Genomic DNA, 24918 nt, shown 5'->3' with positions numbered 1-24918 from the left:
AAAGAATTGGAAATAAAATATAAATTCAGTTACTTGTCCAAACAATTTTTTTTAAAATACATAAAATGCTAGGAGTTAGCCAATATTTTTATATTGCTAATTTTTTAGACTAAAAGGGGTGATTTTATGTGTGATTGTGAAGTTTGTAGAAGAAAGAAAAAACGTGATCCATTAAATCGGGGTTCTGAACCAAAAAAACAGGATTCCGAATCAGTGAATTCTTATTCATTTAGTAAAAATGCAAATTTTTTAGAAGAAGCTATACAAACAGATGAAATCGATCAAGTTTCTGAGGAATATATTGAAATAGTAGATTCAGCAGATGTACAAGTTACGACTACAGATACAAAAGCTGCACTATCTATCCAAGCCGCGTTACAAGCAACTATTGTGGTTGTAGTAAGTATTTCTATAGCAGATAGTGAAAAGGCAGATAAAATAACACAAGAATTGTTTCAAAAATCATCTATTAAACAAATTAATAGACAAAAAACATTTATTAAAAATTCCAGAAACGTAACCGTAACAACTACTGATACAGATATTGCAGTGAATATTCAAATTCTGCTTCAAATTTTATTAGCGTTACTAGTTAAACTAAACATTTTATAAAGTGTCTATCCTATTTATATTTAGCTATAAGGGTTCACACTAAGTAAATATTTTTTGTTGTAATATGTGGTACAAGCTTGGACTTTCTCATTATGACCGAATTAATATTCAAGATTGATGGGAAATTAAGTGTGGAAAACTACACAATAACAAAGGTGAACCTATTATTTAACAGTGAATAAAACTTATATATGTGAAGTAAAGGAAAGCTGTCTTCGTATTAGAAGACAGCTTTTTAATTTTATTAGTAAAAAGCCGTGAAAATAAAAGATTAAGTTACTTGTCCAAGCATTTTTTATTTAAATACATATAATGCTGGTAGTTAATCTAAATTTTTATAGAAAACTGATAGGAGTGAATATTGTAAATGGATGATTTAAATAAGTTTTCTTCTTTTAAGTTTGATAAGGATCAAAAGAATATAATTATAGACCTTTTACTCTCAGATATTTTTAATAGGCATGGGATAAATGAAGAAAAACTAAAAAATTTATCGCCAGAAAAAAAGCAGCAAATTAAAAGTATTGTTTCTGAAATACAATCACAAGTTAATAATTATTTAGATTGAAAGGGGGTGAATGTATGAAAAAAACATGTCATTCAGATGAAAATAAAAGGTGGAGTGCATTAGACTCCTCAAATCCTCATCCATCTTTTAAAAATGATACCGTTTCAGAAGCTGCAGCACAAGAAAGTAAAACTTACCAAATTTCTGAAGAATCTATTACAATTGTAGATTCAGCAGATGTAGAAGTTACGACTACAGATACAAAAGCTGCGTTATCTATTCAAGCTGCATTACAAGCAGCTATCGTGGTTATAATAAGTATTTCTATAGCAGATAGTGAAAAAGCTGACCGTGTAGCACAAGAATTGTTTCAAAAATCATCTATTAAACAAATTAATAAACAAGAAACTGTTATTAGAAATTCTAGAAATGTTACAGTTACGACTACAGATACAGACATAGCAGTAAATGTTCAAATTCTTCTCCAAATTTTATTAGCTTTACTAGTAAAATTAAATATTTTATAAAATGTTTAACCTTTTTTAGATATAGTGCATCTTACAGGTAAATATTGACTGTTTTAATTATAGTACAGGCTATAAATATTTATCATAACTGGACTAATATTCAACATCACCAAAGTATGAATGTAAACAAACAATGTGATGGAAAATAAAGTTTGGTTATTTTACGAAAATTTAAAAGCCATTTCCTTTATTGGATTTGGCTTTTAAATTTTAAACAGTATAAATTTGAAAAGATAATATTAAGTTAAAGAAGTAAAATATACTGATACAAAATACTTATAAAATTACTCGTGTTATAGAAAAATAATAAGAAAAGGATGTTTAAAATAGAATCATTTTCATTAATAGTTCAAGTTTTGAAGAATAGTGCATACAATATAAAGTGTTTTCCTTTCTTCATTTAAGTTTTACGTATATAATTTAAAAGTACTATTTTTATTTTATTATTTTATATTTATAACAGAATAGAGGTTTAAAAATGAGTGTTAAAATCATTACGGATAGTGCGGCGGATTTACCAGTAGAATTGCTGCAAGCATATGATATTGATTTAATTCCACTCCGTGTATATGATGAAGCAGAAACAGAGTATTTAGATGGAGTAACATTAGAGTCAGTTACATTATTGCAAAAAATGAGAGAAGGCGCTGTTTATAGAACGTCATTGCCTTCGCTTGAAACTTTCCAAGAAAAATTTGTTTCTTATGCAAAAGAAGGTAATCCTTGTATATATTTAGCTTTTTCATCTGAACTGTCTGGTACATATCAATCATCAGTTGTCATTAAAGAGGAAGTAAAAGAAACATATGCAGATTTAGATTTAGAAATTATTGATACAAAATGCGCTTCGCTTGGTCAAGGTCTTGTCGTTTTAGAAGCTGCTAAAATGGCAAAAGACGGCGCATCAAAAGAAGATATTTTAAACCGTGTCGCTTTTCTAATGAACCATATGGAGCACATCTTCACTGTAGCTGACTTACAGTACCTTGTTAGAGGTGGACGTTTAAGTAAAGTAGCTGGTTTTATCGGTGGTTTACTAAACATTAAGCCTATCTTAAACGTGGAAGAAGGAAAACTTGTACGACTTGAAAAGGTAAGAGGGAAAAAGAAAGTATTAAGCCGAATTGTTGATATTATGGAAGAACGTGGTAAAGACCTTAAAGGTCAAACAATCGGTATGACTCATGGTGATGACTTAGAAACAGCGGAAGCATTAAAATCATTAATTACGGAAAGATTCGGTTGTGAAGTATTTATCGTAAATACAATTGGTGCAGCAATCGGAGCACATACAGGACCTGGCGTTATAACGTTATTTTTCTTAAATGAAGTAGAGTAAAGGATTGATCATTTGATCAATCCTTTTTTCTTTAATCTGTGATTACCGGTCGATATGGTATTGGTGAAGATAAAATCTTTGAAGTTTTCCTATATGAATTGCTCTCTTGTAGAGGGAGTATTTTTTATATGTGGAATGATACTTAATGGTAGAAGAAAAGAGTATAAATAAGAATGTATTTGTAGGAATTTAAATATTTGAAGATATCAAAATTTTGCCATTTCATATATAATTGTGTGGGGAGAAATATCTGTAACTATTTGTAAAAATAGGGGGTGGCTATAAAAATGCAAGAAATTGCTAGATGGGATTTAAATCGATTGTATTCGAATGAGGATATTCTATTTCCGATTTTGGAGTTGAAAGAGCAATATTTTGTAACAAAAGATGTAGAGGTTCTTTCAAAGCTAATACAAGCTATTGAAAAAGCAGAATACTATTTGTACTGTAGATCAGTTGAAGAAAGTGTACCATCTGACCTTACTAAATTGACCGTGAAAGTGAAGGAACTAAAAAATGAATTACAGCAAGTAATAAAACATAATGAAGTGGAAACTTCAGATAATACTAAGTTAATAAAAGATGAGCTTAATGCGTGGGAAAATATGTACATACAATTACGGGATAGGATAGAAATAGAGCGCAATAATAGACAATTATCCTTTGGACAAGCAAATACTATTGCAATGAATAGTGATAATGAAAAGGAAAGATTAGAAGTATTCGAGTTACTTACAAGTACTTTACATAAGGAAAAAGAAATCTTTGCTACTGTATTAAATCAAATAGGGAGATTGCGTAATGCAAAGAGTAATGAAATAGAAGATAGAGAGATTTTAACACAATCTTTTCATGCGAATGGCATTTCAGAAACCGTATTATTCCAAATGTGGAATGCGACAGAAGAAAACCTTGATAAATTAGTAAGTGCTTTAAACGTGTATAAGAAAGGAAAAGCTTCAATTACATGGCATGAACTTATGACGGTAAAGGAAAGTAATGAGGTCATGATTCCTTTTTCAGTAGCAATACAAAACGTTTATGATGCATGTAAGAATATTGATGAAGAATTAGCAGAATTTGCACGTAATACGATAGAAAGTGGTTGGGTAGATGCTGAACCGAGAGAGAATAAACCACCAGGTGGGTTTTGTGCTCCATTTTTCAGTGAGAAAGAATCGCGAATTTCCATTCGTTATGATGGGAGTATAGATAGTGTAAGAGTGCTCGCTCATGAATTAGGACATGCTTGGCATTTTTATAATATGAGTTTTGAACAATCTACATCTTTTTTAGATGATTACTTGCCAATGAGTACGGCTGAATCAGCATCTATTTTCTTTGAAACGGTACTCTTAAATTATCTAATTGAAACAACGGATAGTAAAGATATGAAAAAGTCATTACTTAGCTGGAAAATAAGAAATAGTTTTAATTATGTAATGGCAATACGAGCATCGTATCAGTTTGAAAAAACATTTTATGAAAAATGTAAAGAGGGTCCTTTAAGTGCTGATGAAATTGAGAAATTATCTATAATTGCACAAAAAGAAGCTTATGGAAAAGCTTTAAGTGAATACCAGCCGTTTGTATGGATGAAATATATTCAATTTTATATAGCAGATGTTCCTTTTTACAATTATCCATACACATTTGGATATTTAGTAAGTTTTAGCTTATTAGAAATAGTTCAAGAAGGTAAAAGTACTTTTCATTCGAAATATAAAGAGTTCTTACGAGAAACAGGAAAGGCTCCAGTAGAGGAGCTTATGAAAAAACATTTTGAAATAGATATAAGAAATTATGAATTTTGGAATAAAGCTTTTATTCAAATTTCTAAAGACATTGATAAATATTTGCAGCTTATGTAAGGGGAGAGTACAGTGGATCAGCAGTTTATAAAAGGTATACCTTTTTCAACTTTAGAATATGCAAAAGCTATAAGTTTATTAAAAGGTTGGCTACATGAACAACAAGAGAAACCCAGGTTTGTAGTAACTGCAAATCCTGAAATTGTTATGTCTGCAAAGGAAAATACGGAAAAATCAAAGGAGTTTAAAAAGATGTTACTATCTGCGGATTTAATAACAGCGGATGGGATTGGTGTCATAATTGGCTCGAAAATATTAAAAGGAACTTTGAAAGAACGTGTTACTGGGGCGGATTTAACTCACGATTTAATAAAATATTGTAACGACAATGAATATCGTGTCTTTCTTTTTGGAGCTGCGCCAGAAAGTAATAAAAAGGCATTAGAAAAATTAAATGAGCAGTTCCCAGGAGCACAATTTAAAGGACAGCATGGATTTGTAAATGGTGAAGAAATAGAAGAAATAAAAATGAAAATTAAGCAGTTCAAGCCGCATTTACTACTCGTAGGACTAGGCTCACCAAAACAAGAAGAGTTCATCTATGAAAACATACAAACATTAAACGTTCCGCTATCTATTGGTATCGGAGGTATGATTGATATAATATCTGGTACTGTAAAAAGAGCACCAAAAATAATGAGGGATACTGGAACTGAATGGCTGTATAGGTTACTCTCACAGCCGAAAAGATTAAAGCGACAACTTGTACTTCCGAAATTTTTATTATCAGTTATGTCTGAGAGGATTAAAGGGATTAATTAATAAAGGGGACTACATACATGAACAGAATCGGCATTATCGGAGCAATGCAAATTGAAATAGATTTACTTTTAAAAAAGCTAGTAATACAAGAAGAACAGACAATTGCGGGAATGCCATTTTATATTGGAGAATTCATGGGAACAGAAGTAATTATTACACGTTCTGGTGTAGGGAAAGTAAATGCTGCTGCATGTGTGCAAACATTAATTCATAAATTTAATGTAGACTCTATCATCAATACGGGCGTTGCTGGTGGATTACATCCAGGTGTAAAAGTTGGCGATTTAGTTATTTCAACTAACGTTACCCATCATGATGTAAGTAAAAATCAAATGAAAAAATTATTCCCGTTTCAAGAGGAGTTTATTGCAAGTAAGGAATTGATAGAGTTAGCACGTAAAGCATGTAACAGTAATAGTTCAAATATTCAAGCTCACGAAGGAAGAATTGTAAGTGGTGAATGTTTTGTTGAAGATTCAAAGTTAAAGGCAAAATTAATAGATGAATATGCACCTCATTGTACAGAAATGGAAGGGGCAGCAATTGGACATGTCGTCTACATAAATGATATACCGTTTCTTGTTATACGATGTATTTCTGACAGCGCAGATGATGAAGCTCAAGTTTCTTATGATGACTTCGCGAAAACTGCTGCGAATTATTGCTCAGAAATTATTATTGCGATGCTTAAAAATATATCTGGTAAAACTATAGTCCAAAAGGAGAGATAGGAATGTTACAAGCATTAATTTTTGATATGGATGGAACATTATTTCAAACAGATAAAATTTTAGAATTATCGTTAGATGATACTTTTGATCACTTAAGATCACTTCAATTATGGGATACGGTAACACCGATTGAAAAATACCGTGAAATTATGGGTGTGCCGCTACCGAAAGTTTGGGAAGCTTTATTACCGGACCATTCTATTGAAATACGAGAACAAACAGATGCATATTTTTTAGATAGACTAATTGAAAACATAAAAAGCGGAAAAGGCGCTTTATATCCAAATGTAAAAGAAATATTTACATATATAAAAGAAAATAATTGTTCAATTTACATTGCTAGTAATGGTTTGAAAGAATATTTACGAGCAATCGTAACGTATTATGCTTTAGACAAGTGGGTGACAGAAACGTTTAGTATTGAACAAATACAATCGCTAAATAAAGGTGACTTAGTTAAAAGTATTATGAACAAATATGATATAAAAGAGGCAGCGGTAGTTGGTGACCGGCTATCTGATATAAATGCAGCGAAAGACAACGGTTTACTTGCAATTGGGTGCAATTTTGATTTTGCGCAAGAAGATGAACTTGCTCACGCTGATATAGTAATAGATGATTTAATAGAGTTAAAGCGGATACTGCCTGCTGTACAGAGATAAATAAAGTGTGTGCATTTTTTCCAAGTCCTATATGTCTTATTTTATGGAGGGAGTATGCTTAAAAATAATTTTAAAATTAGTAATATTCCTGCGGTTTTGTGGGGAGAGAAGAGTGAAAAAGTTTTTATTGCAGTACATGGAAATATGTCAAATAAGGAAGATGCAGTTATTCAAATATTAGCTGAAGAAGCCAATCGAAAAGGTTATCAAGTATTAAGCTTTGATTTACCTGAGCATGGAGAAAGAAAAAATGATAACACTCCTTGTAAAGTACAGTTTTGTGTTAATGAATTATCTATAATTATGAACTACGGAAAAGTACATTGGAAAGAAATAAACGTATTTGCATGTAGTATGGGGGCGTATTTTAGTCTTTTAGCTTATCAAAATGATGTGCTAAAAAAGGCATTATTTTTATCACCAGTAGTTAATATGGAACGAATTATTGAAAATATGATGAAATGGTTTAATGTAACACCGGAGCTTTTGCAAAAAGAAATGACTATAGAGACACCTATTGGTCAAAAGTTATATTGGGATTATTTATGCTATGTAAAAGAGCATCCTATTAGTACATGGAATACAGATACATATATTATGTACGGAGCTAAGGATGAACTGTGTGAACTTGAAACTATTAACTATTTTACAAAAAAACATCGTTGTGAATTAGAAGTTATGGAGACGGGTGAACATTACTTTCATACCGAAGAACAGTTAAAGATATTTGAACAGTGGTTACACAAACATATCGATTAACAAATTATAATTTATCTTGAACCTGTTAGAGAAGAATGAGGAATATATAAACTGATAGTATATTTGAGAGAAAGTATAAATGGTGAATGTATACACTTAAACAAACAGATGCTTTAGTTCAATAAGAATTAAACAACTTTAAAGAGCCTTACGACACACTAGATTGTAACAAGACTCTTATATTTTCATAATAAAATTAATCGACTGTATTATCGATTTACATATGAAGTGAAGTATATGCATACTATGAATTAAATAAAGTAATAAGCATAAAAATGCTCAGAATAAATGGTTCTCGAGCATTTTTATGTATTTTCGTACTTAGGGGGAGTGGACTTGAAAGATATACATATTCAACAAATAGAAAATTTAATGGAATATGAATTCAGTCATCTCGTTCAAGACAGTGAAGAAGAGGGCTTTAATTTCCTTATAAGGCTAATAAATGAATATAAAAACAAAATAAATGTATTCAATAAAACTGGAGAATGTTTATATGGTATTTTCCAAGGGGATATGTTAGTCGGAGTTGGAGGTTTAAATAAAGATTAGTACATAAAAGACAATAGGATTGGGCGGTTAAGGAGATTTTATATTTTAAGGGATTATCGGCGTATAGGGTTAGGGAACTTATTATTAAACCAGCTATTAGGTCATGCGGAAAAGTATTTTGAAGTGATTGTTTTACATACTGACACGAAGCAAGGGGATGTGTTTTATACTGCAAATGGATTTGTGAAAGGGGGATTATATAAGGGATCAAGTCACTACAAAGTATTATAGAGATTGCTATCCAAACAATAGCTACGGAAAGGTATTTTCGTTGATAAATCGATATATCTTAAAAAATCGCTGATATATATGAAGGTGCGACCCTTATATTAGAAACAACTTTTATAATTTCATTTACCAAATTGTTATTATAAAAAAGAGCACCTTAGCTTTTAAAATTTAGCTTATAAGGTGACTCCTTTTCAGTCAATTACGTTTTAACCTTCATTTGTTTCAATAATAATCCTGGTTTACCTTTTACATAATAAAAATGCGGATTATTTTCATCATCATAAAGCATAATATAAGGCTTTTCTTTTAGTGGGAGTAGTATAAGTACTTCGTCTATTGTAGTGTGTAACCATTGATTAGTAATAGAAACCGGCTTAGATAAAGGGATTTTTATCATATAGCCATCTTTTGGAACGACATTTAAGTTTTTAAATGGACCAGTAATTGATTTAGCGTATTGAACTGCTTCTTTTTGGATTACTGGATCTAAAGATTGTTTTTGAATGACCATTTCTTTTTGACAATCAAATACTTCAATTTGTTGATTTGTATTTGCGAACGCATTTGTTGATAATAGAAATAGAAGAAGAGAAATGACCCCGATTTTTTTTATCATAGTACAACACCTCACCATTACTATCCCCTCAAAAGCTTTAAATATTTTTCTGTCACATTCATGTAACAAAGATGTTGTATGATACAATTGGTTTTTGTTTAAAGGCAATGGAGGAAAAAATATGAAAGTTTTAATTGCAGATGACGAACAAGATATGTTAAGGATTTTAAAAGCTTATTTTGAAAAAGAAGGCTTTGAAGTATTATTAGCGAAAGACGGAGAGGAAGCACTTCAAATATTTTATGATGAAAAAATTGATTTAGCTATTTTGGATTGGATGATGCCGAAACATAGTGGTATTACTGTCTGTCAGGAAATAAAAAAGAATTCAAGCGTAAAAGTATTAATGCTTACGGCGAAAAGTGAAAGTGAAGATGAATTAGCAGCGCTTCAAAGTGGGGCAGATGAGTACGTAAAAAAACCATTTCATCCAGGAGTACTAATTACACGAGCGAAAAAACTTATTCAGCATGATGATATTATTCAAGTACAAGATGTAAAGATAAATTTCGCCAAAAATAAAGTATATAAAAATGATATAGAGTTAGAAATTACAAAAACAGAGCTCGAATTAATAAAATGCTTTTTAAATCATAAAGGAACTATTTTAACTCGTAAAAAATTGTTAGACATTGTATGGGGATTTGACTATTTTGGAGAAGAGAGAACGGTTGATACACATGTAAGAAGGCTGCGTAAAAAAATTGGAGAAAATATTATTAAGACGCATCGTGGGCTGGGTTATAGTTTGGAGGAACAAAGTGAATAAACTTGGGAAAAAGCTATTTCTCAGCATTTCTTTAACCGTTATTCTTATATTTACAATTTCTTTATTATTAATTAACTTTCTCCTGCCGAAATATAATATTTATAAAACACGTGAAAACTTAAATGAATTTACAACTCAAATACAAAATGCGCTAGTCAATGATTTAGAAGATGTTATTCATACAATTGAAAGTGAAAATAATGTTACAATTGCGTATACGCCAATTAATCAGTCAGAAGATGCTATGAACGACGCGTTACGCATGCAACTTACGAAAAAGAAAGTAACGTTAAATAAGCTTTGGATTACGAAAGACGAAGTTATGAAAGTGAAGACGGAAGGGCAATCGAATAAACTGTACGATCAAGGAAAGGTAAAAGCGAGTTTTTTTGCTAAATATATTGCGAAAGATGATACGATAATTTTAATTGGGACTTCCATTGCGAATTCAAATGAAATTATAAATACGTTAAATACATTTTACTTATATATCCTATGTTTCTCGCTCCTTCTTATTATTTTACTTGTGTGGATACTTTCAAAAATAATAACGACACCACTGAAAGAGTTAAGTGATGTGGCTCAGGATATTTCACATTTGCAGTTTAAAAGAACGAAAGTGAAAACGAATGATGAAATAGGAGAGTTGGCCAATAGTATTAATATCATGAGTGAAAAACTACATGAAGCACATCAAGACTTAACTGATCGTAATGAACATTTAAAACGATTTATGGGTGATGTAACGCATGAATTAAAGACACCGATTGCATTAGTAAAAGCATACTCTATGGGGATTAAAGATGGATTAGATGATGGGACTTATGTAGATACAATTATTAAACAAACAGATCAAATATCAAACTTAATTGAAGAACTATTACGATTTTCTAAACTAGAAAGAGATATTTTACAAAAAGAAGAATTCCCCATTGAACCACTGGTCCAGAGTATATTAGATAAGCATCAGATTGAACTGGATTCGAAAGAAATTAACTTGCAAGTAAATTGTAATGCGGGCGATACAATCGTTTATGCAGATTTAAATAAAATGAGAATGGTGTTTCAAAATTTAATTTCTAATGCGATAAAATATACAGCAAATCAAAACATAATAATTACATTAGAAGATAGAAATAAAAGTATATATTTCCAAATAAAAAATGGCATTCCTACGGATAAAATTAAGGATATCGAGAAAATTTGGGAGCCTTTTTATGTACTAGAATCTTCTCGTAGTAAAGAAAAATCAGGTACAGGATTAGGTCTAGCGATAGTGAAAAGTATTTTAGAAAGGCATGGTTTTGAATATGGAGTTTCCTCTATAGATAGAGAAATTCAATTTTATATAAATGTGAAAAAGGACTAATGAAAATATTAGTCCTTTTTGCAGCTTTAGAGATTAGCGATACAGGATGAATCACCATAATTTTCAAAATTGATGTATTAAATAGAGAATTAGCAAATGTTCTACTTTCATTAAATTCACGTGAAGTTCACAGGAAAACGTTATATTTACATAGTTATATTTGAATTTAATGAAGTGAGGTATTCAGATTTGAAAAGAAAGAAATTAGTAATTGGTAGCATTTTAATGGGTATGACGTTATCTTTATCTGCATGTGGTTCATCAGATAATATTGTAACGACAAAATCAGGAAGCATTTCAGAAAGTGATTTTAACAAAAAATTAAAAGAAAACTACGGTAAACAGAATTTATCTGAAATGGTAGTAGAAAAAGTATTAAATGATAAATATAAAGTTACGGATGAAGAGGTAACGAAACAACTAAAAGAATTAAAAGACAAGATGGGCGATAATTTTAATACATATATGGAATCTAATGGTGTGAAAAATGAAGATCAGTTGAAAGAGAAATTAAAGCTTACTTTTGCTTTTGAAAAAGCTATTAAAGCAACCGTAACGGAAAAAGATATTAAAGATCATTATAAGCCAAAGCTTCAAGTTAGCCATATTTTAGTAAAAGATGAAAAGACAGCAAAAGAAATTAAAGAAAAATTAAATAGTGGCGAAGATTTCGCGGCATTGGCTAAACAATATTCAGAGGATCCAGGTTCTAAAGAAAAAGGTGGGGAACTATCTGAATTTGGACCTGGTATGATGGTGAAAGAATTTGAGGATGCTGCGTATAAGTTAGAAGTTGGTCAATTGAGTGAACCTGTTAAATCTTCTTTCGGATATCATATTATTAAGCTAACGGATAAAAAAGAGCTTAAACCGTATGAGGAAGAGAAAGAGAATATTCGTAAAGAATTAGAACAGCAACGTATACAAGATCCTCAATTCCATCAACAAGTTACTAGAGAACTGCTTAAAAATGCAGATATAAAGGTATCTGATAAAGACTTGAAAGATACCTTTAAAGAGTTAGAAAAATAATAAATGGAATGTAAGGCAAGCGATAGAAATATCGGTTGTCTTTTTCTCTATTTATCCCGCTATTTGCCGGGCAGTAAGACCCCACCTCAAAATTCAGCGAAAGCAAAGAAGTGGCCCTGCTGCTCGTAAACGCCCAATTGGTGAGGGCTGATTAAAGTTTTACTTTATAAAGAAGGAGGAAGCGGGAAAATACTTTCATACCTGCATTAAATTTTACTTAATAAGAAATCTTTGAGTTTCTCAACTTTTATATAAAAATAAAACTGAATTTTCAGTTATTTTGTTATATAGTAAAAGAGAACGAATAAGGGGAGGGAACATTTTGAGTAAAAAGAAAATGGCAATTACACTGTCAGCAATGCTATCTGCAACAATTATACCTAGCTTTACTATGAATGTGCATGCAGAGAAGAAGGAAGAGATTAAAAATACGAAAATTGAATTAGAAAATGGGATGACAAAGCCGATTTATTCTCTCGATGAAGCTATTATCGAAAATTTATATGTAGAGACAGAAGTTGATAGTGATCGAGACGGTAAGAAAGATAGAGTATCGATAAAAGTTATGCGTCCAAAGACAGATCCGAATGTGAAAGTTCCTGTTATTTATGAAATGAGTCCATATCGATCTGGATTAAAAGATGTTCCTGTATATAATGTAGATGAAGAATTGTATGCGTATGAAGGAAAACCGTATGGAGCGGTTAATCTTGGTTCGTATGGGAACTATTACGTGCCAAGAGGTTATGCAGTTATTCTAGGCGAAAGTATCGGTACTGGAAAATCAGATGGATGCCCTACAACTGGAGATGAACAAGAGATACTCGGGACAAAATCTGTTATTGATTGGGTAAACGGTCGCGCGAAAGCATTTACAGAACAGGGTGAGGAAGTTCAGGCAAATTGGTCTACAGGAAATGTAGGTATGACTGGAGTTTCCTATAATGGTACTTTACCAAATGCTGTTGCGACTACTGGAGTCGAAGGTTTAAAAACAATTGTTCCAATCGCAGCAATTAGTAGTTGGTATGATTATTATCGTGCAAATGGTGCAGTCATTGCTCCAGGCGGATATCAAGGAGAAGATACAGATAATATGGCAGAAGCAGTACTGACAAGGGAAAATCCTGAAGTTTGCGGACAAGTTATAAAAGAATTAACGGCTGGACAAGACCGAAAAACAGGTAATTATAATGATTTTTGGGATAAACGTAACTATGTAAAAGATGCTAAAAATGTAAAAGCGAGTGTATTTGTTGTTCATGGTTTAAACGATTGGAATGTTAAGACGAAACAGTTCGCGCAATGGTGGGAAGCACTTGCGGAAAATAATGTTCCTCGTAAAATGTGGCTACACCAAGGTGGTCATGGTGGGACATCAAGTAATAACTGGCAGCAAACACAAAATAAATGGTTAGATTATTGGTTGTACGGAATTGAAAATGGAATTATGGATGAACCAATGGTTGATGTGCAACGAGAAAATAAAACGTGGCAAAAGATAAAAAATTGGCCAGATCCAGCGGCTGTACCTTCAAAAATCCGTATGTATTTAAGTAATAAATCAGTCAATTTACCATTAAGTATGGGAGCGGCTAATAAAGTTTTCTCAGTCTTAGATGATGCACAAATGAAATCAAACCAATTAGTAGCAAACCCAGAATTAGAAGTAGCAAATCGATTAGTATATACAATGCCTGTACTGCAAAAAGATACGCGTATAAGTGGTACACCAAAGATTTCAATTACAGGAAATATTGATCGATCTGTATCAAATTTAACAGCATTACTTGTTGACTATGGAGGAGCGAAGCCGGAAATCGTAACGAGAGGCTGGATGGATCCACAAAACTTAAAGAGTATAGAAAATTCAACAGCGATTCAACCGGGCAAAGATTATACATTTACATGGGACATGCAGCCAGATGATTATGTATTTAAAGTGGGGCATCAAATCGGAGTTGTTTTAATTGCAAGTGATTATGATTATACAATTAGACCGAAAGCTGGCACGAAACTTACAGTGAAATTAAGTGAAGTGACATTGCCGATTGTGAAATAAATATTTTTTCTAAAGAACTTACTAAAGTAAGCTCTTTAATTTGTAGTCTGAATTTTTAATTTTTATATTTCAAATTGGAAGGTTATGTAATACAATATCATTATATTCTATGGAAAGTGAGTGATATATTATGACAGTCAGCTCTTTCGAAATATCATTAAAATTAGAGGTACAGGAAGATTAGTTGAATTGAAATCTTCCGTACGTAAAAACGGAGGAGAAAATAAATGTTTAGCTTTTATAGTACACTTTGTACGGAACTGTATGATTACACAAAACCAGTCGGTTATTCTTTAAATGGTGATATTGAGTATTACAAAGAACGTTTAAAAGATTGTAGAGGAAGAATCCTCGAAGCTGCAGTAGGTTCAGGGCGTGTCATCATTCCGCTTCTAGAGGCTGGTTTTAAAGTGGATGGGATAGATTATTCACCTGAAATGCTAGATTCTTGCCGTAAGCGCTGTAAAGAGAGAGGCTTACATCCTAATTTATATGAAGGAAGCTTGCAACAATTTTCACTTCCGCATAAATATGACGCAATTATCATTCCTACTGGATCTTTTTGTTTAATTGAAAATCGTGTGGATTCTATAAATGCATTGAAATGTTTTTATGAACATCTTAATCCAGATGGACGATTAATCGTAGATATTATGCTTCCGCATGACTGGAAGACTGGGGAAATTCATACATCGACTTTCTCTTTGCCGAGTGGAGACGGAATCACATTAGAAAATAAATCAATTGAAATAGATTGGCTGAACCAAGTTACTGTATCATATTTGAAATATGAAAAGTGGAGTAAAGGACAGTTAGTACAAACAGAACTACAACGCTTTGCGGTACGTTGGTGTGGAATAGAAGAGTTTAAACTTCTGTTAGAAAGTATAGGTTTCTCTAACATTACTTGCTCTGCTGAATATGATTATGAAAAAGAACCGTCAAATGCAAATCAAATGATTACTTTTGAAGCTATGCGAAAAGAATAGAACTAAAACTATGAATAAAAAATAAGGCAATCGATTTAAAATCGGCTGCCTTATTTTTAATTTTATGTAATGGTTTATAGAGAAAGATTGGAGGGAAATAAATGAAACTTATATTAATATTTGGCCCACAAGCAGTTGGAAAAATGACAGTGGGGCAAGAATTAGCAACATTAACCGGTTTCAAACTTTTTCATAACCACATGACAATTGATTTAGTAAGTCCAATTTTTGATTACAGTACGAAAGAAGCAAAAAGACTAGTAAGTTTATTTCGTAATGAAATATTTGAAGAAGTATCTAAAAGTGATTTATCTGGAATGATTTTTACGTATATATGGGCATTTGACCTCCAAGCGGATTGGAATTATATACATCATGTAGAAAGTATTTTTGAATCAAAAGGTGGGACAGTGTATTTTGTAGAGCTGGAAGCGGAATTAGATGAAAGATTAGAACGAAATAAAAGCCCGAATAGATTAGAACATAAACCGAAAAAAAGAGATATTGAGTGGTCTGAAAATAATTTGAAAGAAACGATGAAAAAGCATAGATTAAACTCTCTTCATGGTGAAATTGAAAAAGAAGAGTATATAAAAATTAATAACACGTATTTGAGTGCAAAAGAAGTAGCGGAAATGATTAAAGAGAAGTTTCAATTGTGAAATTTTTGAAGTCTATTTCGTTTTCGTTGTCCAAGCATTCTCCTACTAATTACACATACTATTTATGTTAAAGTCGGCTACTATTTTATATAGGGCTGTTATTTTCCTATAAATGCTATTTTAGTGAAGTGGGAGGAATCAATTTGGAAAACGTAGAACAAGATAGAATTGAAAATCAAGTGTATTCAAATCGTGTAGTAAGATCAGAATTTGATTCGAATTGGGAAACTTGTATATCAAAGAGTGGTTATGTAATTTATGTAGCAACAAGTAATAATGCTGAAGTAATAGTGCTTCTTGCAGATGGTTCAAGTAAATTATTAATTTTCGAAAAAGGCGGTAAAGTAGTAGTAGGTGGCGGTGAAACAAGTCATTACAGTAAGCCGCATATTGCAAGAAATATTTAAGATAGAACATGTTAATTAAGAAGAAGCTGGAAAACGGTTGTCATTCATGTTTAGGGCATGATAGACGAACCGTTTTTTATTTGTTTATAAATTTAGAAGAACTTCATTGATTACAAATACATCGGGATGACCAGCAAAATTAGAAGAAAACTTGGCGGGTAATGGTACAAAATATTATGTAGGTTTGCAAAAATGTTATAAGCGATATAAAAAAGCATTTCCTATTTGGGTAAACACTACTTCTATGTTATAGTATAATAGTGTTTTTAGATGGTGCTATTTTAATATATTTATAATTTTGTTATGTATTATTTTTATATTAAATAAGCGTCTAAAGTATTTTTTTATATAAGGAGTAATAATTAGAGAAATGAAAAATATAGACTTTATACTAGAAAGTGATGAGGCATTAAAACCGTCTGAACGATTAGTACTATTATTATTAGAGAAGCATAGAATGTTATATACGAACGATCTATTGGCATTATCAAATTTATCATATAAAACATTAACAGATTCATTAACGGCGCTAGTTTTAAAATCGTATGTGTTAAAGGAAACAGGTAAGGGAAGAAGACAGAATTGCTATAGATTAGTATGATAAGGCAGCTGTTTTAGAAACTTTTACATATGTTTTTTCAATCGTAAGGTGAAATTGTATTTTTGTTTTCAAACGAAAAACTTACTATAAGAGGGGCTAAGATAGTAGCGTTTCATTTTTGTAAATGTAATTATTTCATCATTGAAAATACAAAAATAAAATAAACCGCATAAAACAGAAATAAAAAAACAATCCATTTTAAAAATGGATTGTTTTTTTATTGGAATAATATTATTTGATATGTTGAAAGCATAAATAGCAGAATAAACATTACCTGTTTTAGTTCATGCAACTGAACAAATATGATGAAAACTATGTGTATAGTTTTTTGCTTGCTTTTTCAGTAACTCTAATGAAATCATGGTCTTCATTGTTTAAAGGTAGTATTTTTAACATTATTGCTATTCAGCATTAAGCACAAAAAAGTAATATATATAATATTATTATGTAAACTTAAGATTTTAAAAGGAAAATATAATAATTAATAGAACATGTAGAAGGAGATGCTTAAATATTTTGAAGGATGGGAGATTATTATGGAGCATTTACAATCAATAGCACAAGCTGTTATAAGTGGTAATAAGGAAAAAGTAGTGAAGTTTATAAAGGCGAGTCCAAGTATTGTTAACGAATGTAGTGAAGATGGCTGGACACCACTTCATTTAGCAGCTTATTTTGGACAGAAAGAAATAGCGAGTTTTCTTTTAGAAAGCGGTGCAGATATACATAGTAGAGCGAAAAACGAAAATGAAAATACACCTTTGCAAGCGGCAATTGCGAACAAGCAAAGTGAACTTGTCGCTTTCTTAATTGAAAAAGGATCAGATGTAAATATTATGCAAAGTGGTGGCTGAACAGGACTCCACGAAGCAGCATTATTAGGAAATGAAGAAATAATTATGTTGCTCCTTAAAAATGGAGCTAATAAGATGATTAAGAAAAATGATGGGAAAACAGCGTATGATATTGCATTAGAAAAAGGATATAATCACCTTTTACATCATTTGAAACAGGAAGTGAACTTATGATGAATAAATGGAGTGTTGGTATATTTTTATTTAATGAAGTAGAAGTGTTAGACTTTGCAGGGCCATTTGAAGTTTTTTCTGTAACTGAGGTGAATGAAGAAAAAACATTTACTGTTTATACAGTTAGCGAGAATGGGGAAATGATTACAGCAAGGAATGGATTGAAGGTACAGCCAGATTATAAGTGGATATTTTAATAATTCCAGGTGGGCTAGGTGCTAGAAAATATGAAATAAAAAATGAAATAGTAATAAAATGGATTCGCCAACAAATGAAAGAAGTAAAGCTGATGACTTCAGTTTGTACAGGAGCGCTATTACTGGCGAAAGCAGGTTTACTGGAAGGTTTAAAAGCAACAACACATTGGGCTAGTATTGAAAAGTTTAAAAATGAGTTTCAAAATGTTGAAGTTATAGAAAATGTAAAGTTTGTAGATGAAGGACATATTATAACATCTGCCGGAATTTCAGCTGGAATTAATATGGCATTTCATATTGTGAAAAACTTGTTAGGTGTGCATGTTGCGGAGGACACAGCGAAGCGAATGGAGTATGATATTAGTTTGCCAATATAAAAAGCCCGGATTGGGCTTTTTATATTGAATGAATATAGTTAAGCTCTTCATCACTCAAAATAGGGCGAACAGATGCATTTGCATTTTCTTGTGCTTGTGTTCCTGTTTTTGCACCAGGAATTACAACACTTACTGCCGGATGAGAGAGTACATAGCGAAGTGCAAGTTGCCCTAGGGTCTGATTTTTATTTGAGAGCAACCGAAGTTTCTCTACGGTTTGTAAGTCTTCTTGAAACCAAGTTTCATTTGGCCAATCTTTGCGTAAATCTCCATCTGGAAAAATTGTTTTATTTGTGAATTTTCCAGTTAAAATGCCCATTTTTAATGGACCACGAATAACAGCTCCTAGATTTTTCTCTTGTAAGAATGGTAATATATCTTTTTCCGGTTTTCGATTTAATATATTGTAATCAAGTTGTACGATATCAATTTCGTTGTTGTTATTGAAATGATGAATGTATTGTAAATCATGAGTCGAAACACCGACTGCTCTTACTTTGCCATCACGTTTTAATATGTCAAATGCACGTAGAAATGCTTCTATTTCTCTACGATTATGCCACCAAATATGACAAAAATAAAGATCAATATAATCTGTTTGAAGACGTTGTAAACTTGTTTCGAATACGGCGATGATTTTTTCGGGAGTATCATATACAGGAACTCCATTAGGGTCGTAGTGATGTCCGATTAAACCACCTTTTGTTGATAGGATAATATCATTACGATGTCCTTTAATCGCGGTAGCCACCAACTTTTCACTATGTCCTAAACCATACACATCCGCAGTATCAATAAAATTCACACCACATTCAATTGCTTTTTTTATAGCGGTTATAGATTGTTTATCGTTAACAGGTCCCCATTCATCACCACCGATTGCCCATGCGCCAAAACCTATTTCAGAAACAGTTATTCCAGTTTTACCTAATGTGCGGTAATGCATATTCCCCCTCCTTGTAAGCATGTTATAACATGGATATGTGGGGAAGGAATTTTGTGTGTGAAAAAACTCTTCTACAATAGTAGAAAAAGAATTACAGAAACTACTATTTTATAGCAGCATGTATAAAAAAAATCGGTGTAAATATGGAAATGTCGTCGAATGCTATCTTTAATTGGTTAATTTATGGGATATTTTTGTGAAGGAGTTTATTTTATAAGAATAGAATTTAGTTTAGTAAGAAAACGTGCCGATGGTAGTGAAAAATATGGGTTAGGGGGATTTGAATGAGGAAACTCGAGCGAGTAAATGTTCCTAATATACCAGAGCAATTATCACAACCTAGTGACAAGCGTAGGGTAAATAAAAAGAAGTTAAGGCGACTTATTTTAATGGTCCTTTTTATTGCGGCAACTACTCTATATGTTCAATATATTTTAACGAAACAACAAGAAGTAATTGATAAAAAGAAAGATACGATTACGGATCAAAAGAAACAATTAGTATCTTTAAAGAAAGATAAAGATTCTTTAAAGACTAACATAGAAAATTTAACAGACGATGAGGAAGAAATTTTGAAGTTAGCGAGAAAAGAGTATCAATTTTCTAAGTCAAATGAAACTATATTTGTGATGCCAAAGTAATAAAAAACAGTTAGCTATTGAACTGCACCCCCAATTGTTAGACGCCGTCTAACAATTGGGGGTGCAGTTTTTTATGTATGAATGTCATGGTACAAGGAACAATCACATATTGTAGAAATGAAGAGTTTAAGCTATTTTCATAAATATGGAATATGCACTGAAATAAATGTTGTTAAAATTCTGTCAATTATATTATAATACAAGGTAAGCGGATACATTTTTTAATCAACGTTGAGTTCCTCGCTCATACGACTATTAAGAAACCCGTTATCCTCGTATAAGAAAGGAAGATAGCTGTGTACGCTTCAAATACAATTTATATCGTAGGGGATGCGAAAGCACCTCAAAATAATCCCATTACTGAAAAGTTTAAAAGCTATTTTGTAGCATTTATACTTGTTAAGGATACAGGGGAAATTGTAGATGCAGACTGCTCAGCGACAATTGCATTAACATCTCAATTTGTTAAATATTTATTTCTACATAAAAATATAAATGACCCGGCATTAGTAATGGAAGTAAAGAACCGATATTTCGGTTCTTCTCAAAAAGCGTTACTTGTAGCGCTAAAAGATGCACAGAAAAAATATAATCAGATTGCTGCTTTGTCTACTCAATCATAGACAAAATCCAGCCGTAAGAATCATTCTTATGGCTGGATTTTTTTATTTCACATTATCGTTCTACATCAAAAGTAAACGAAAACAAAGTAGAGTGATAGAAGAGTAAATGTCCAATGGGTTTACCTAATAATTCGTGGGTATAAATCTCCGGTGGATTAAGATTTCACTTCATTGGGGAACGAAAGGATGAACAAAATGAAAATTATAGATGTAAAAGTAAATCGTAGACGTGTAAAACTGCATACACCGTTTAAAACCGCACTTCGTACTGTAACAGAAATTGAAAGTATAGATGTTTATATTCATACAGACGAAGGAGTGATTGGTAAGGGGGCTGCAGCCGCAACGCCAGTTATTACGGGGGATTTCACCAGCGGAATAGAAGAAGCGATTTTAGGACCGATGCGTTCATGTTTAATTGGTCAAAATATCATTCAGTTTCAGCAGTTATTACAGGACATTCAAATGAGTTGTATTGGAAATTCAAGTGCGAAAGCAGCGGTAGATATCGCTTTATTTGATGTATATTGCCAATATCAAAATGTGCCGTTATATGCATTGTTAGGCGGGAAGAAAAAAATTCCTACCGATATTACAGTGAGTGTGGATGAACCTGTATTAATGGCAAAAGAAGCGAAGAAACATATAGAAAAAGGATTTCAAACATTAAAGATTAAAGTGGGTAAAGAGGCGCATTTAGATTTGGAACGTATTGAGGCAATTCGAAATGTGGTACCAAGAAATACGACATTACGTTTAGATGCGAATCAAGGTTGGAGTCCAAAAGAAGCGGTCTCTATCATTCAAGAGATGGAAAATCGTAATTTAAATATAGAATTTATTGAACAACCAGTACACGCGAAAGATTTGGATGGGTTAAAGTACGTCAAAGATCGTGTGCAAACGCCAATTATGGCCGATGAAAGTATATTTTCGGCAAGTGACGCATTAAAGCTCGTTCAAGGAAGATATGCAGACTTCATTAATATTAAATTAATGAAGTGTGGTGGCATACGTGAAGCATGGCGTATTGCAGATATCGCAGAAACAGCTGGTGTGAAGTGTATGGTGGGCAGCATGATGGAGTCTTCACTTTCCGTTAGTGCTGTTGCGCATTTAGCGGCAGCGCATCCTAATATTCATTATTTTGATCTTGATGCACCGCTTTGGTTAATGGAAGAGCCAGAAGGAATGACTTATTCTGGATCAAAGATAAACCTTCAATCGGCAGTGAATAGTAAGTTTTAGGAGAAGAGACTAGTAAACTATCTTTTAAGGGGGATAAATATGAAAAAAGTAGGAACTGTATTTTTAACAACTTTATTTATATTTTCATCGTTTACATCGGCAAATGCTGAAGAAAAGAAGGATAATAAAGCATTTATAGATGTATCTGCTGCAACGTTATGGACAGTACCTGATTCATTAAGGCCAATCGATACACCGAGTGCAACAAATCCAGTGGATCTATGGAAATGGACGAAATCAATGACACTTGACGAGAAACTATGGTTAACAAATGCAAATAAATTAGAAACACAAGCGTTACTCGGTCAAGAAGTAACTGTTATTGATAAGAAAGGCGAATGGGTGAAGGTATTAGTGCATGGACAGCCAACACCACGAAATGAAGAAGGTTATCCGGGCTGGATACCTGAAAAACAATTAACATATAATCAAGAATTTGCAGATAAAACAAATGAACCTTTTGTCTTAATAACCAAACCAACAGCGATTTTATATATAAACCCTTCTGAAAAACATAAATCACTTGAAGTCAGTTATAATACAAGACTGCCGCTATTAAGTGAAGACACAATTTCATACCGTGTATTGTTGCCAAATGGTCAAAAAGCATGGATACGTAAAAATGATGGAACAGTTTACCAATCTCAAACTGATATTCCAACTCCGGCGGCTGATGATTTAATTAACACAGGGAAAATGTTTTTAGGATTACCGTATATATGGGCTGGTACAAGCGGTTTTGGATTTGATTGCTCTGGCTTCACGCATACAATCTACAAATCGCACGGCATTACAATTCCGCGAGATTCTGGACCGCAATCAAGAGCAGGAGTTGCAGTTGATAAAGAAAATCTACAAAAAGGTGATTTAATTTTCTTTGCACATGATCAAGGGAAAGGTAGTGTCCATCACGTTGCAATGTATATTGGTGATGGCAATATGATTCACTCACCAAGAGCTGAAAGATCGGTAGAGATTATACCGCTAAATACACCAGGATATATAGAAGAATACGCTGGTGCTCGTCGTTACTTACCTTAAAAATAGAGGGGGTTTTTAAATGAAAAAAGTTGTTCGTTACTCATTAGTTAGTACTCTATTAGTTTCTTCATTTTTAGTTGGTTGCGCAAAAGAAAAAACTGCAACAAAGCCGAAAGATGAGAAGAAAGTATTACAGTTACTAGAAACGGGTGAAATTCCGTCGTTAAATTCAGGGAAAGTAACAGATGCAGTCTCGTTTAACGTTTTGAATAACGTAATGGAAAGACTATTCCGTCTATCGAAAAATGATGAAGTAATTGAAGCCGGCGCACAAAAATATGAAGTGAGTAAAGATGGAAAGACATATACATTCCAATTGCGTGATGCGAAATGGTCTAACGGAGATCCAGTAACCGCTCATGATTACGTATACGCTTGGAAGCAATTGATTAATCCAGATACAGCTTCTCAATATGCATACATTGCGTACGATGTAAAAAATGCTGAGAAGATAAATAAAAAACAACTAGGTCTAGATGAATTAGGAGTAAAAGCGAAGGATGATAAAACATTCGTCGTAGAGCTAGAACACCCTGTACCGTATTTTACGAAATTATTAATTTTACCATCCTTCTATCCAATTAACGAAAAATATGCGAAAGAGCAAGGTGATAAATACGGCTTAGAAGCAAATAAAGCGGTATATAATGGACCGTTTACATTATCAGAGTGGAAGCATGAAGCTAGCTTTACAATGAAGAAAAACGATAAGTATTGGGATAAAAAAGAAGTGAAGTTAGATGAAGTAAACTATCAAATTGTAAAAGAAATTTCAACTGCGGTAAATTTATATGAAACAGATAAAGTTGATAGAGCTGTTATTTCTACAGAATTCGTAGATAAATATAAAAATAATAAAGAGCTAAAACAATATACAGATCCAGTTATGTACTTCTTCCGATTTAATGAAAATGTACCAATTCTTAAAAATAAAAATGCACGTCTTGCGCTAAGTACAGTTTTTGATAAGAAGGGACTCGCAGATTCATTTTTAAATGATGGATCGGTTGCAGCAAACTATTACGTACCAAAAGGATTTTTAAAGGGCCCAGATCAGAAAGATTTTAGAAGTACGGCTGGCGAGTTTAATAAGACAAATGTAAAACAGGCGAAGGAATATTGGGAGAAAGCGAAACAAGAGACAGGTACAAATGAAGTGACGTTAGAATTATTAAATTATGACTTAGAAAACTTTAAAAAAGTTGGAGAGTACATTAAAGAGCAGCTTGAGAAAAACTTACCAGGATTAAAAGTGAATGTGAAATTACAACCACATACGCAAAAATTAGCACTTGAGAAGAAGAAAGAATATGAAATGTCGTTATCACGCTGGTTACCAGATTATCCGGATCCAATGACTTACTTAGAAGTATTCCTTTCTGGAAGTAGCGTCAATAATACAGAATATGCAAATCCAGAATATGATGCATTAATTAAGAAGATTAAAACAGAATTAGGTAATGATGAAAAGGCTCGCTGGAAAGCAATGCAAGATGCTGAAAAAATGCTACTTGATGATGCAGTAATTGCACCGGTATTCCAGCGCGGATTATCATACTTACAAAAACCATATGTGAAAGATTTATATGTACATCAATTTGGTCCAGCTACAAGTTTAAAATGGGCAGATTTACAAAAATAAAAGAATGAGGAAACAGACTTCACGTATGAAGTGCACCCCAATTGTTAGACACATAACTAACAATTGGAGGTGCATTTTTTATGGCTAAATTTTCTTCAAAAGATAAAATAAAAG

The 24918-nt window shown here is 32.3% G+C and carries 24 protein-coding genes and 3 pseudogenes; 25 read left to right on the top strand and 2 right to left on the bottom strand.

Going from position 1 to position 24918, the window contains the following annotated elements:
- Positions 1-126: 126 nt before the first annotated feature.
- From MR169_RS11555 to MR169_RS11510, 10 genes and pseudogenes are all read left to right on the top strand, one after another.
- Positions 127-612, top strand: coding sequence for a spore coat protein (locus MR169_RS11555; protein WP_242319426.1), 486 nt, complete (start codon positions 127-129; stop codon positions 610-612).
- Positions 613-979: 367 nt separating this feature from the next.
- Positions 980-1180 (top strand): spore coat protein W, encoded by a 201-nt coding sequence (locus MR169_RS11550; protein ID WP_000342253.1) that lies wholly within the window; start codon positions 980-982, stop codon positions 1178-1180.
- A 14-nt stretch (positions 1181-1194) separates the two neighbouring features.
- On the top strand, positions 1195-1647 hold the full coding sequence (locus MR169_RS11545) for a spore coat protein (protein ID WP_000750488.1): 453 nt from the start codon (positions 1195-1197) through the stop codon (positions 1645-1647).
- Between the two features lie 478 nt (positions 1648-2125).
- Positions 2126-2986 carry a DegV family protein gene (locus MR169_RS11540; RefSeq protein WP_242319425.1) on the top strand — a complete coding sequence of 287 codons (861 nt, stop codon included), beginning with the start codon at positions 2126-2128 and terminating at the stop codon, positions 2984-2986.
- A gap of 287 nt (positions 2987-3273) precedes the next feature.
- Entirely contained in the window at positions 3274-4857 is a 1584-nt protein-coding gene (locus tag MR169_RS11535) for a M3 family metallopeptidase (RefSeq protein ID WP_242319424.1), read from the top strand.
- A 12-nt stretch (positions 4858-4869) separates the two neighbouring features.
- A complete protein-coding gene (locus tag MR169_RS11530; protein WP_000372655.1) occupies positions 4870-5619 on the top strand; it encodes a WecB/TagA/CpsF family glycosyltransferase in 750 nt (249 codons plus the stop codon).
- A gap of 17 nt (positions 5620-5636) precedes the next feature.
- Positions 5637-6350, top strand: coding sequence for a 5'-methylthioadenosine/adenosylhomocysteine nucleosidase (locus MR169_RS11525; protein ID WP_242319423.1), 714 nt, complete (start codon positions 5637-5639; stop codon positions 6348-6350).
- A gap of 2 nt (positions 6351-6352) precedes the next feature.
- Positions 6353-7012 (top strand): HAD hydrolase-like protein, encoded by a 660-nt coding sequence (locus tag MR169_RS11520; protein WP_000938420.1) that lies wholly within the window; start codon positions 6353-6355, stop codon positions 7010-7012.
- Positions 7013-7066: 54 nt separating this feature from the next.
- On the top strand, positions 7067-7771 hold the full coding sequence (locus MR169_RS11515) for an alpha/beta hydrolase (protein WP_000916869.1): 705 nt from the start codon (positions 7067-7069) through the stop codon (positions 7769-7771).
- A gap of 288 nt (positions 7772-8059) precedes the next feature.
- Positions 8060-8554 (top strand): annotated as a pseudogene (locus MR169_RS11510) (GNAT family N-acetyltransferase).
- A 199-nt stretch (positions 8555-8753) separates the two neighbouring features.
- Here MR169_RS11510 and MR169_RS11505 read toward each other — a convergent pair.
- A complete protein-coding gene (locus tag MR169_RS11505; RefSeq protein WP_000591772.1) occupies positions 8754-9170 on the bottom strand; it encodes a hypothetical protein in 417 nt (138 codons plus the stop codon).
- A 121-nt stretch (positions 9171-9291) separates the two neighbouring features.
- Here MR169_RS11505 and MR169_RS11500 point away from each other — a divergent pair, with 121 nt between their 5' ends.
- The 10 genes and pseudogenes from MR169_RS11500 to MR169_RS11455 all read left to right on the top strand — a co-directional run bounded on the left by MR169_RS11500 (position 9292) and on the right by MR169_RS11455 (position 18663).
- Positions 9292-9939, top strand: a complete 648-nt coding sequence (locus tag MR169_RS11500; RefSeq protein ID WP_000865979.1) for a response regulator transcription factor — start codon at positions 9292-9294, stop codon at positions 9937-9939.
- Positions 9932-11308, top strand: coding sequence for a sensor histidine kinase (locus tag MR169_RS11495; RefSeq protein ID WP_061664950.1), 1377 nt, complete (start codon positions 9932-9934; stop codon positions 11306-11308). Before MR169_RS11500 ends, MR169_RS11495 begins: the two co-directional genes overlap by 8 nt.
- Positions 11309-11497: 189 nt before the next feature.
- Positions 11498-12340: a peptidylprolyl isomerase PrsA gene (locus MR169_RS11490; RefSeq protein ID WP_002103226.1), complete on the top strand. Its 843-nt coding sequence runs from the start codon at positions 11498-11500 to the stop codon at positions 12338-12340.
- Positions 12341-12662: 322 nt separating this feature from the next.
- Positions 12663-14402 (top strand): Xaa-Pro dipeptidyl-peptidase, encoded by a 1740-nt coding sequence (locus tag MR169_RS11485; protein WP_137074807.1) that lies wholly within the window; start codon positions 12663-12665, stop codon positions 14400-14402.
- 227 nt (positions 14403-14629) lie between these two features.
- Complete coding sequence (locus MR169_RS11480) at positions 14630-15391, top strand: class I SAM-dependent methyltransferase (RefSeq protein ID WP_000490908.1); 762 nt, start codon at positions 14630-14632, stop codon at positions 15389-15391.
- 101 nt (positions 15392-15492) lie between these two features.
- Positions 15493-16053: an AAA family ATPase gene (locus MR169_RS11475; protein ID WP_061664951.1), complete on the top strand. Its 561-nt coding sequence runs from the start codon at positions 15493-15495 to the stop codon at positions 16051-16053.
- Positions 16054-16196: 143 nt separating this feature from the next.
- Positions 16197-16460: a hypothetical protein gene (locus tag MR169_RS11470; RefSeq protein WP_000432428.1), complete on the top strand. Its 264-nt coding sequence runs from the start codon at positions 16197-16199 to the stop codon at positions 16458-16460.
- Positions 16461-16830: 370 nt separating this feature from the next.
- Complete coding sequence (locus MR169_RS11465) at positions 16831-17061, top strand: hypothetical protein (protein WP_000789031.1); 231 nt, start codon at positions 16831-16833, stop codon at positions 17059-17061.
- A 536-nt stretch (positions 17062-17597) separates the two neighbouring features.
- Positions 17598-18089: pseudogene (locus MR169_RS11460) on the top strand (ankyrin repeat domain-containing protein).
- Positions 18086-18663, top strand: a pseudogene (locus MR169_RS11455) (DJ-1/PfpI family protein). The pseudogenes MR169_RS11460 and MR169_RS11455 overlap by 4 nt, the downstream one beginning before the upstream one ends.
- A gap of 19 nt (positions 18664-18682) precedes the next feature.
- Here MR169_RS11455 and MR169_RS11450 read toward each other — a convergent pair.
- A complete protein-coding gene (locus MR169_RS11450) occupies positions 18683-19609 on the bottom strand; it encodes an aldo/keto reductase (protein WP_016118074.1) in 927 nt (308 codons plus the stop codon).
- A gap of 284 nt (positions 19610-19893) precedes the next feature.
- Between MR169_RS11450 and MR169_RS11445 the strand changes: the two genes are divergently transcribed.
- From MR169_RS11445 to MR169_RS11425, 5 genes are all read left to right on the top strand, one after another.
- On the top strand, positions 19894-20250 hold the full coding sequence (locus tag MR169_RS11445) for an FtsB family cell division protein (RefSeq protein WP_001228374.1): 357 nt from the start codon (positions 19894-19896) through the stop codon (positions 20248-20250).
- A gap of 296 nt (positions 20251-20546) precedes the next feature.
- A complete protein-coding gene (locus tag MR169_RS11440; protein ID WP_000271312.1) occupies positions 20547-20873 on the top strand; it encodes a DUF3870 domain-containing protein in 327 nt (108 codons plus the stop codon).
- A gap of 186 nt (positions 20874-21059) precedes the next feature.
- The gene (locus tag MR169_RS11435; RefSeq protein WP_242319422.1) at positions 21060-22121 is read left to right on the top strand and encodes a dipeptide epimerase; all 1062 of its coding nucleotides are present in this window, start codon (positions 21060-21062) and stop codon (positions 22119-22121) included.
- A gap of 39 nt (positions 22122-22160) precedes the next feature.
- On the top strand, positions 22161-23162 hold the full coding sequence (locus MR169_RS11430) for a C40 family peptidase (protein WP_242319421.1): 1002 nt from the start codon (positions 22161-22163) through the stop codon (positions 23160-23162).
- Between the two features lie 19 nt (positions 23163-23181).
- Positions 23182-24804 (top strand): peptide ABC transporter substrate-binding protein, encoded by a 1623-nt coding sequence (locus MR169_RS11425; protein WP_242319420.1) that lies wholly within the window; start codon positions 23182-23184, stop codon positions 24802-24804.
- The last annotated feature ends 114 nt before the right edge of the window (positions 24805-24918 follow it).

Origin of the sequence: Bacillus cereus group sp. BfR-BA-01349 (assembly GCF_022663795.1) — a bacterium.
Lineage (GTDB): Bacteria > Bacillota > Bacilli > Bacillales > Bacillaceae_G > Bacillus_A > Bacillus_A cereus.
This window is presented reverse-complemented; position numbering and strand designations above follow the sequence as displayed.

Bases quoted from the DNA above. Each gene is read 5' to 3' on its own strand.
- MR169_RS11555 (WP_242319426.1), top strand. From the start codon at position 127: ATGTGTGATTGTGAAGTTTGTAGAAGAAAGAAAAAACGTGATCCATTA.
- MR169_RS11550 (WP_000342253.1), top strand. From the start codon at position 980: ATGGATGATTTAAATAAGTTTTCTTCTTTTAAGTTTGATAAGGATCAA.
- MR169_RS11545 (WP_000750488.1), top strand. From the start codon at position 1,195: ATGAAAAAAACATGTCATTCAGATGAAAATAAAAGGTGGAGTGCATTA.
- MR169_RS11540 (WP_242319425.1), top strand. From the start codon at position 2,126: ATGAGTGTTAAAATCATTACGGATAGTGCGGCGGATTTACCAGTAGAA.
- MR169_RS11535 (WP_242319424.1), top strand. From the start codon at position 3,274: ATGCAAGAAATTGCTAGATGGGATTTAAATCGATTGTATTCGAATGAG.
- MR169_RS11525 (WP_242319423.1), top strand. From the start codon at position 5,637: ATGAACAGAATCGGCATTATCGGAGCAATGCAAATTGAAATAGATTTA.
- MR169_RS11520 (WP_000938420.1), top strand. From the start codon at position 6,353: ATGTTACAAGCATTAATTTTTGATATGGATGGAACATTATTTCAAACA.
- MR169_RS11515 (WP_000916869.1), top strand. From the start codon at position 7,067: ATGCTTAAAAATAATTTTAAAATTAGTAATATTCCTGCGGTTTTGTGG.
- MR169_RS11505 (WP_000591772.1), bottom strand. From the start codon at position 9,170: ATGATAAAAAAAATCGGGGTCATTTCTCTTCTTCTATTTCTATTATCA.
- MR169_RS11500 (WP_000865979.1), top strand. From the start codon at position 9,292: ATGAAAGTTTTAATTGCAGATGACGAACAAGATATGTTAAGGATTTTA.
- MR169_RS11480 (WP_000490908.1), top strand. From the start codon at position 14,630: ATGTTTAGCTTTTATAGTACACTTTGTACGGAACTGTATGATTACACA.
- MR169_RS11475 (WP_061664951.1), top strand. From the start codon at position 15,493: ATGAAACTTATATTAATATTTGGCCCACAAGCAGTTGGAAAAATGACA.
- MR169_RS11465 (WP_000789031.1), top strand. From the start codon at position 16,831: ATGAAAAATATAGACTTTATACTAGAAAGTGATGAGGCATTAAAACCG.
- MR169_RS11450 (WP_016118074.1), bottom strand. From the start codon at position 19,609: ATGCATTACCGCACATTAGGTAAAACTGGAATAACTGTTTCTGAAATA.
- MR169_RS11445 (WP_001228374.1), top strand. From the start codon at position 19,894: ATGAGGAAACTCGAGCGAGTAAATGTTCCTAATATACCAGAGCAATTA.
- MR169_RS11435 (WP_242319422.1), top strand. From the start codon at position 21,060: ATGAACAAAATGAAAATTATAGATGTAAAAGTAAATCGTAGACGTGTA.
- MR169_RS11430 (WP_242319421.1), top strand. From the start codon at position 22,161: ATGAAAAAAGTAGGAACTGTATTTTTAACAACTTTATTTATATTTTCA.
- MR169_RS11425 (WP_242319420.1), top strand. From the start codon at position 23,182: ATGAAAAAAGTTGTTCGTTACTCATTAGTTAGTACTCTATTAGTTTCT.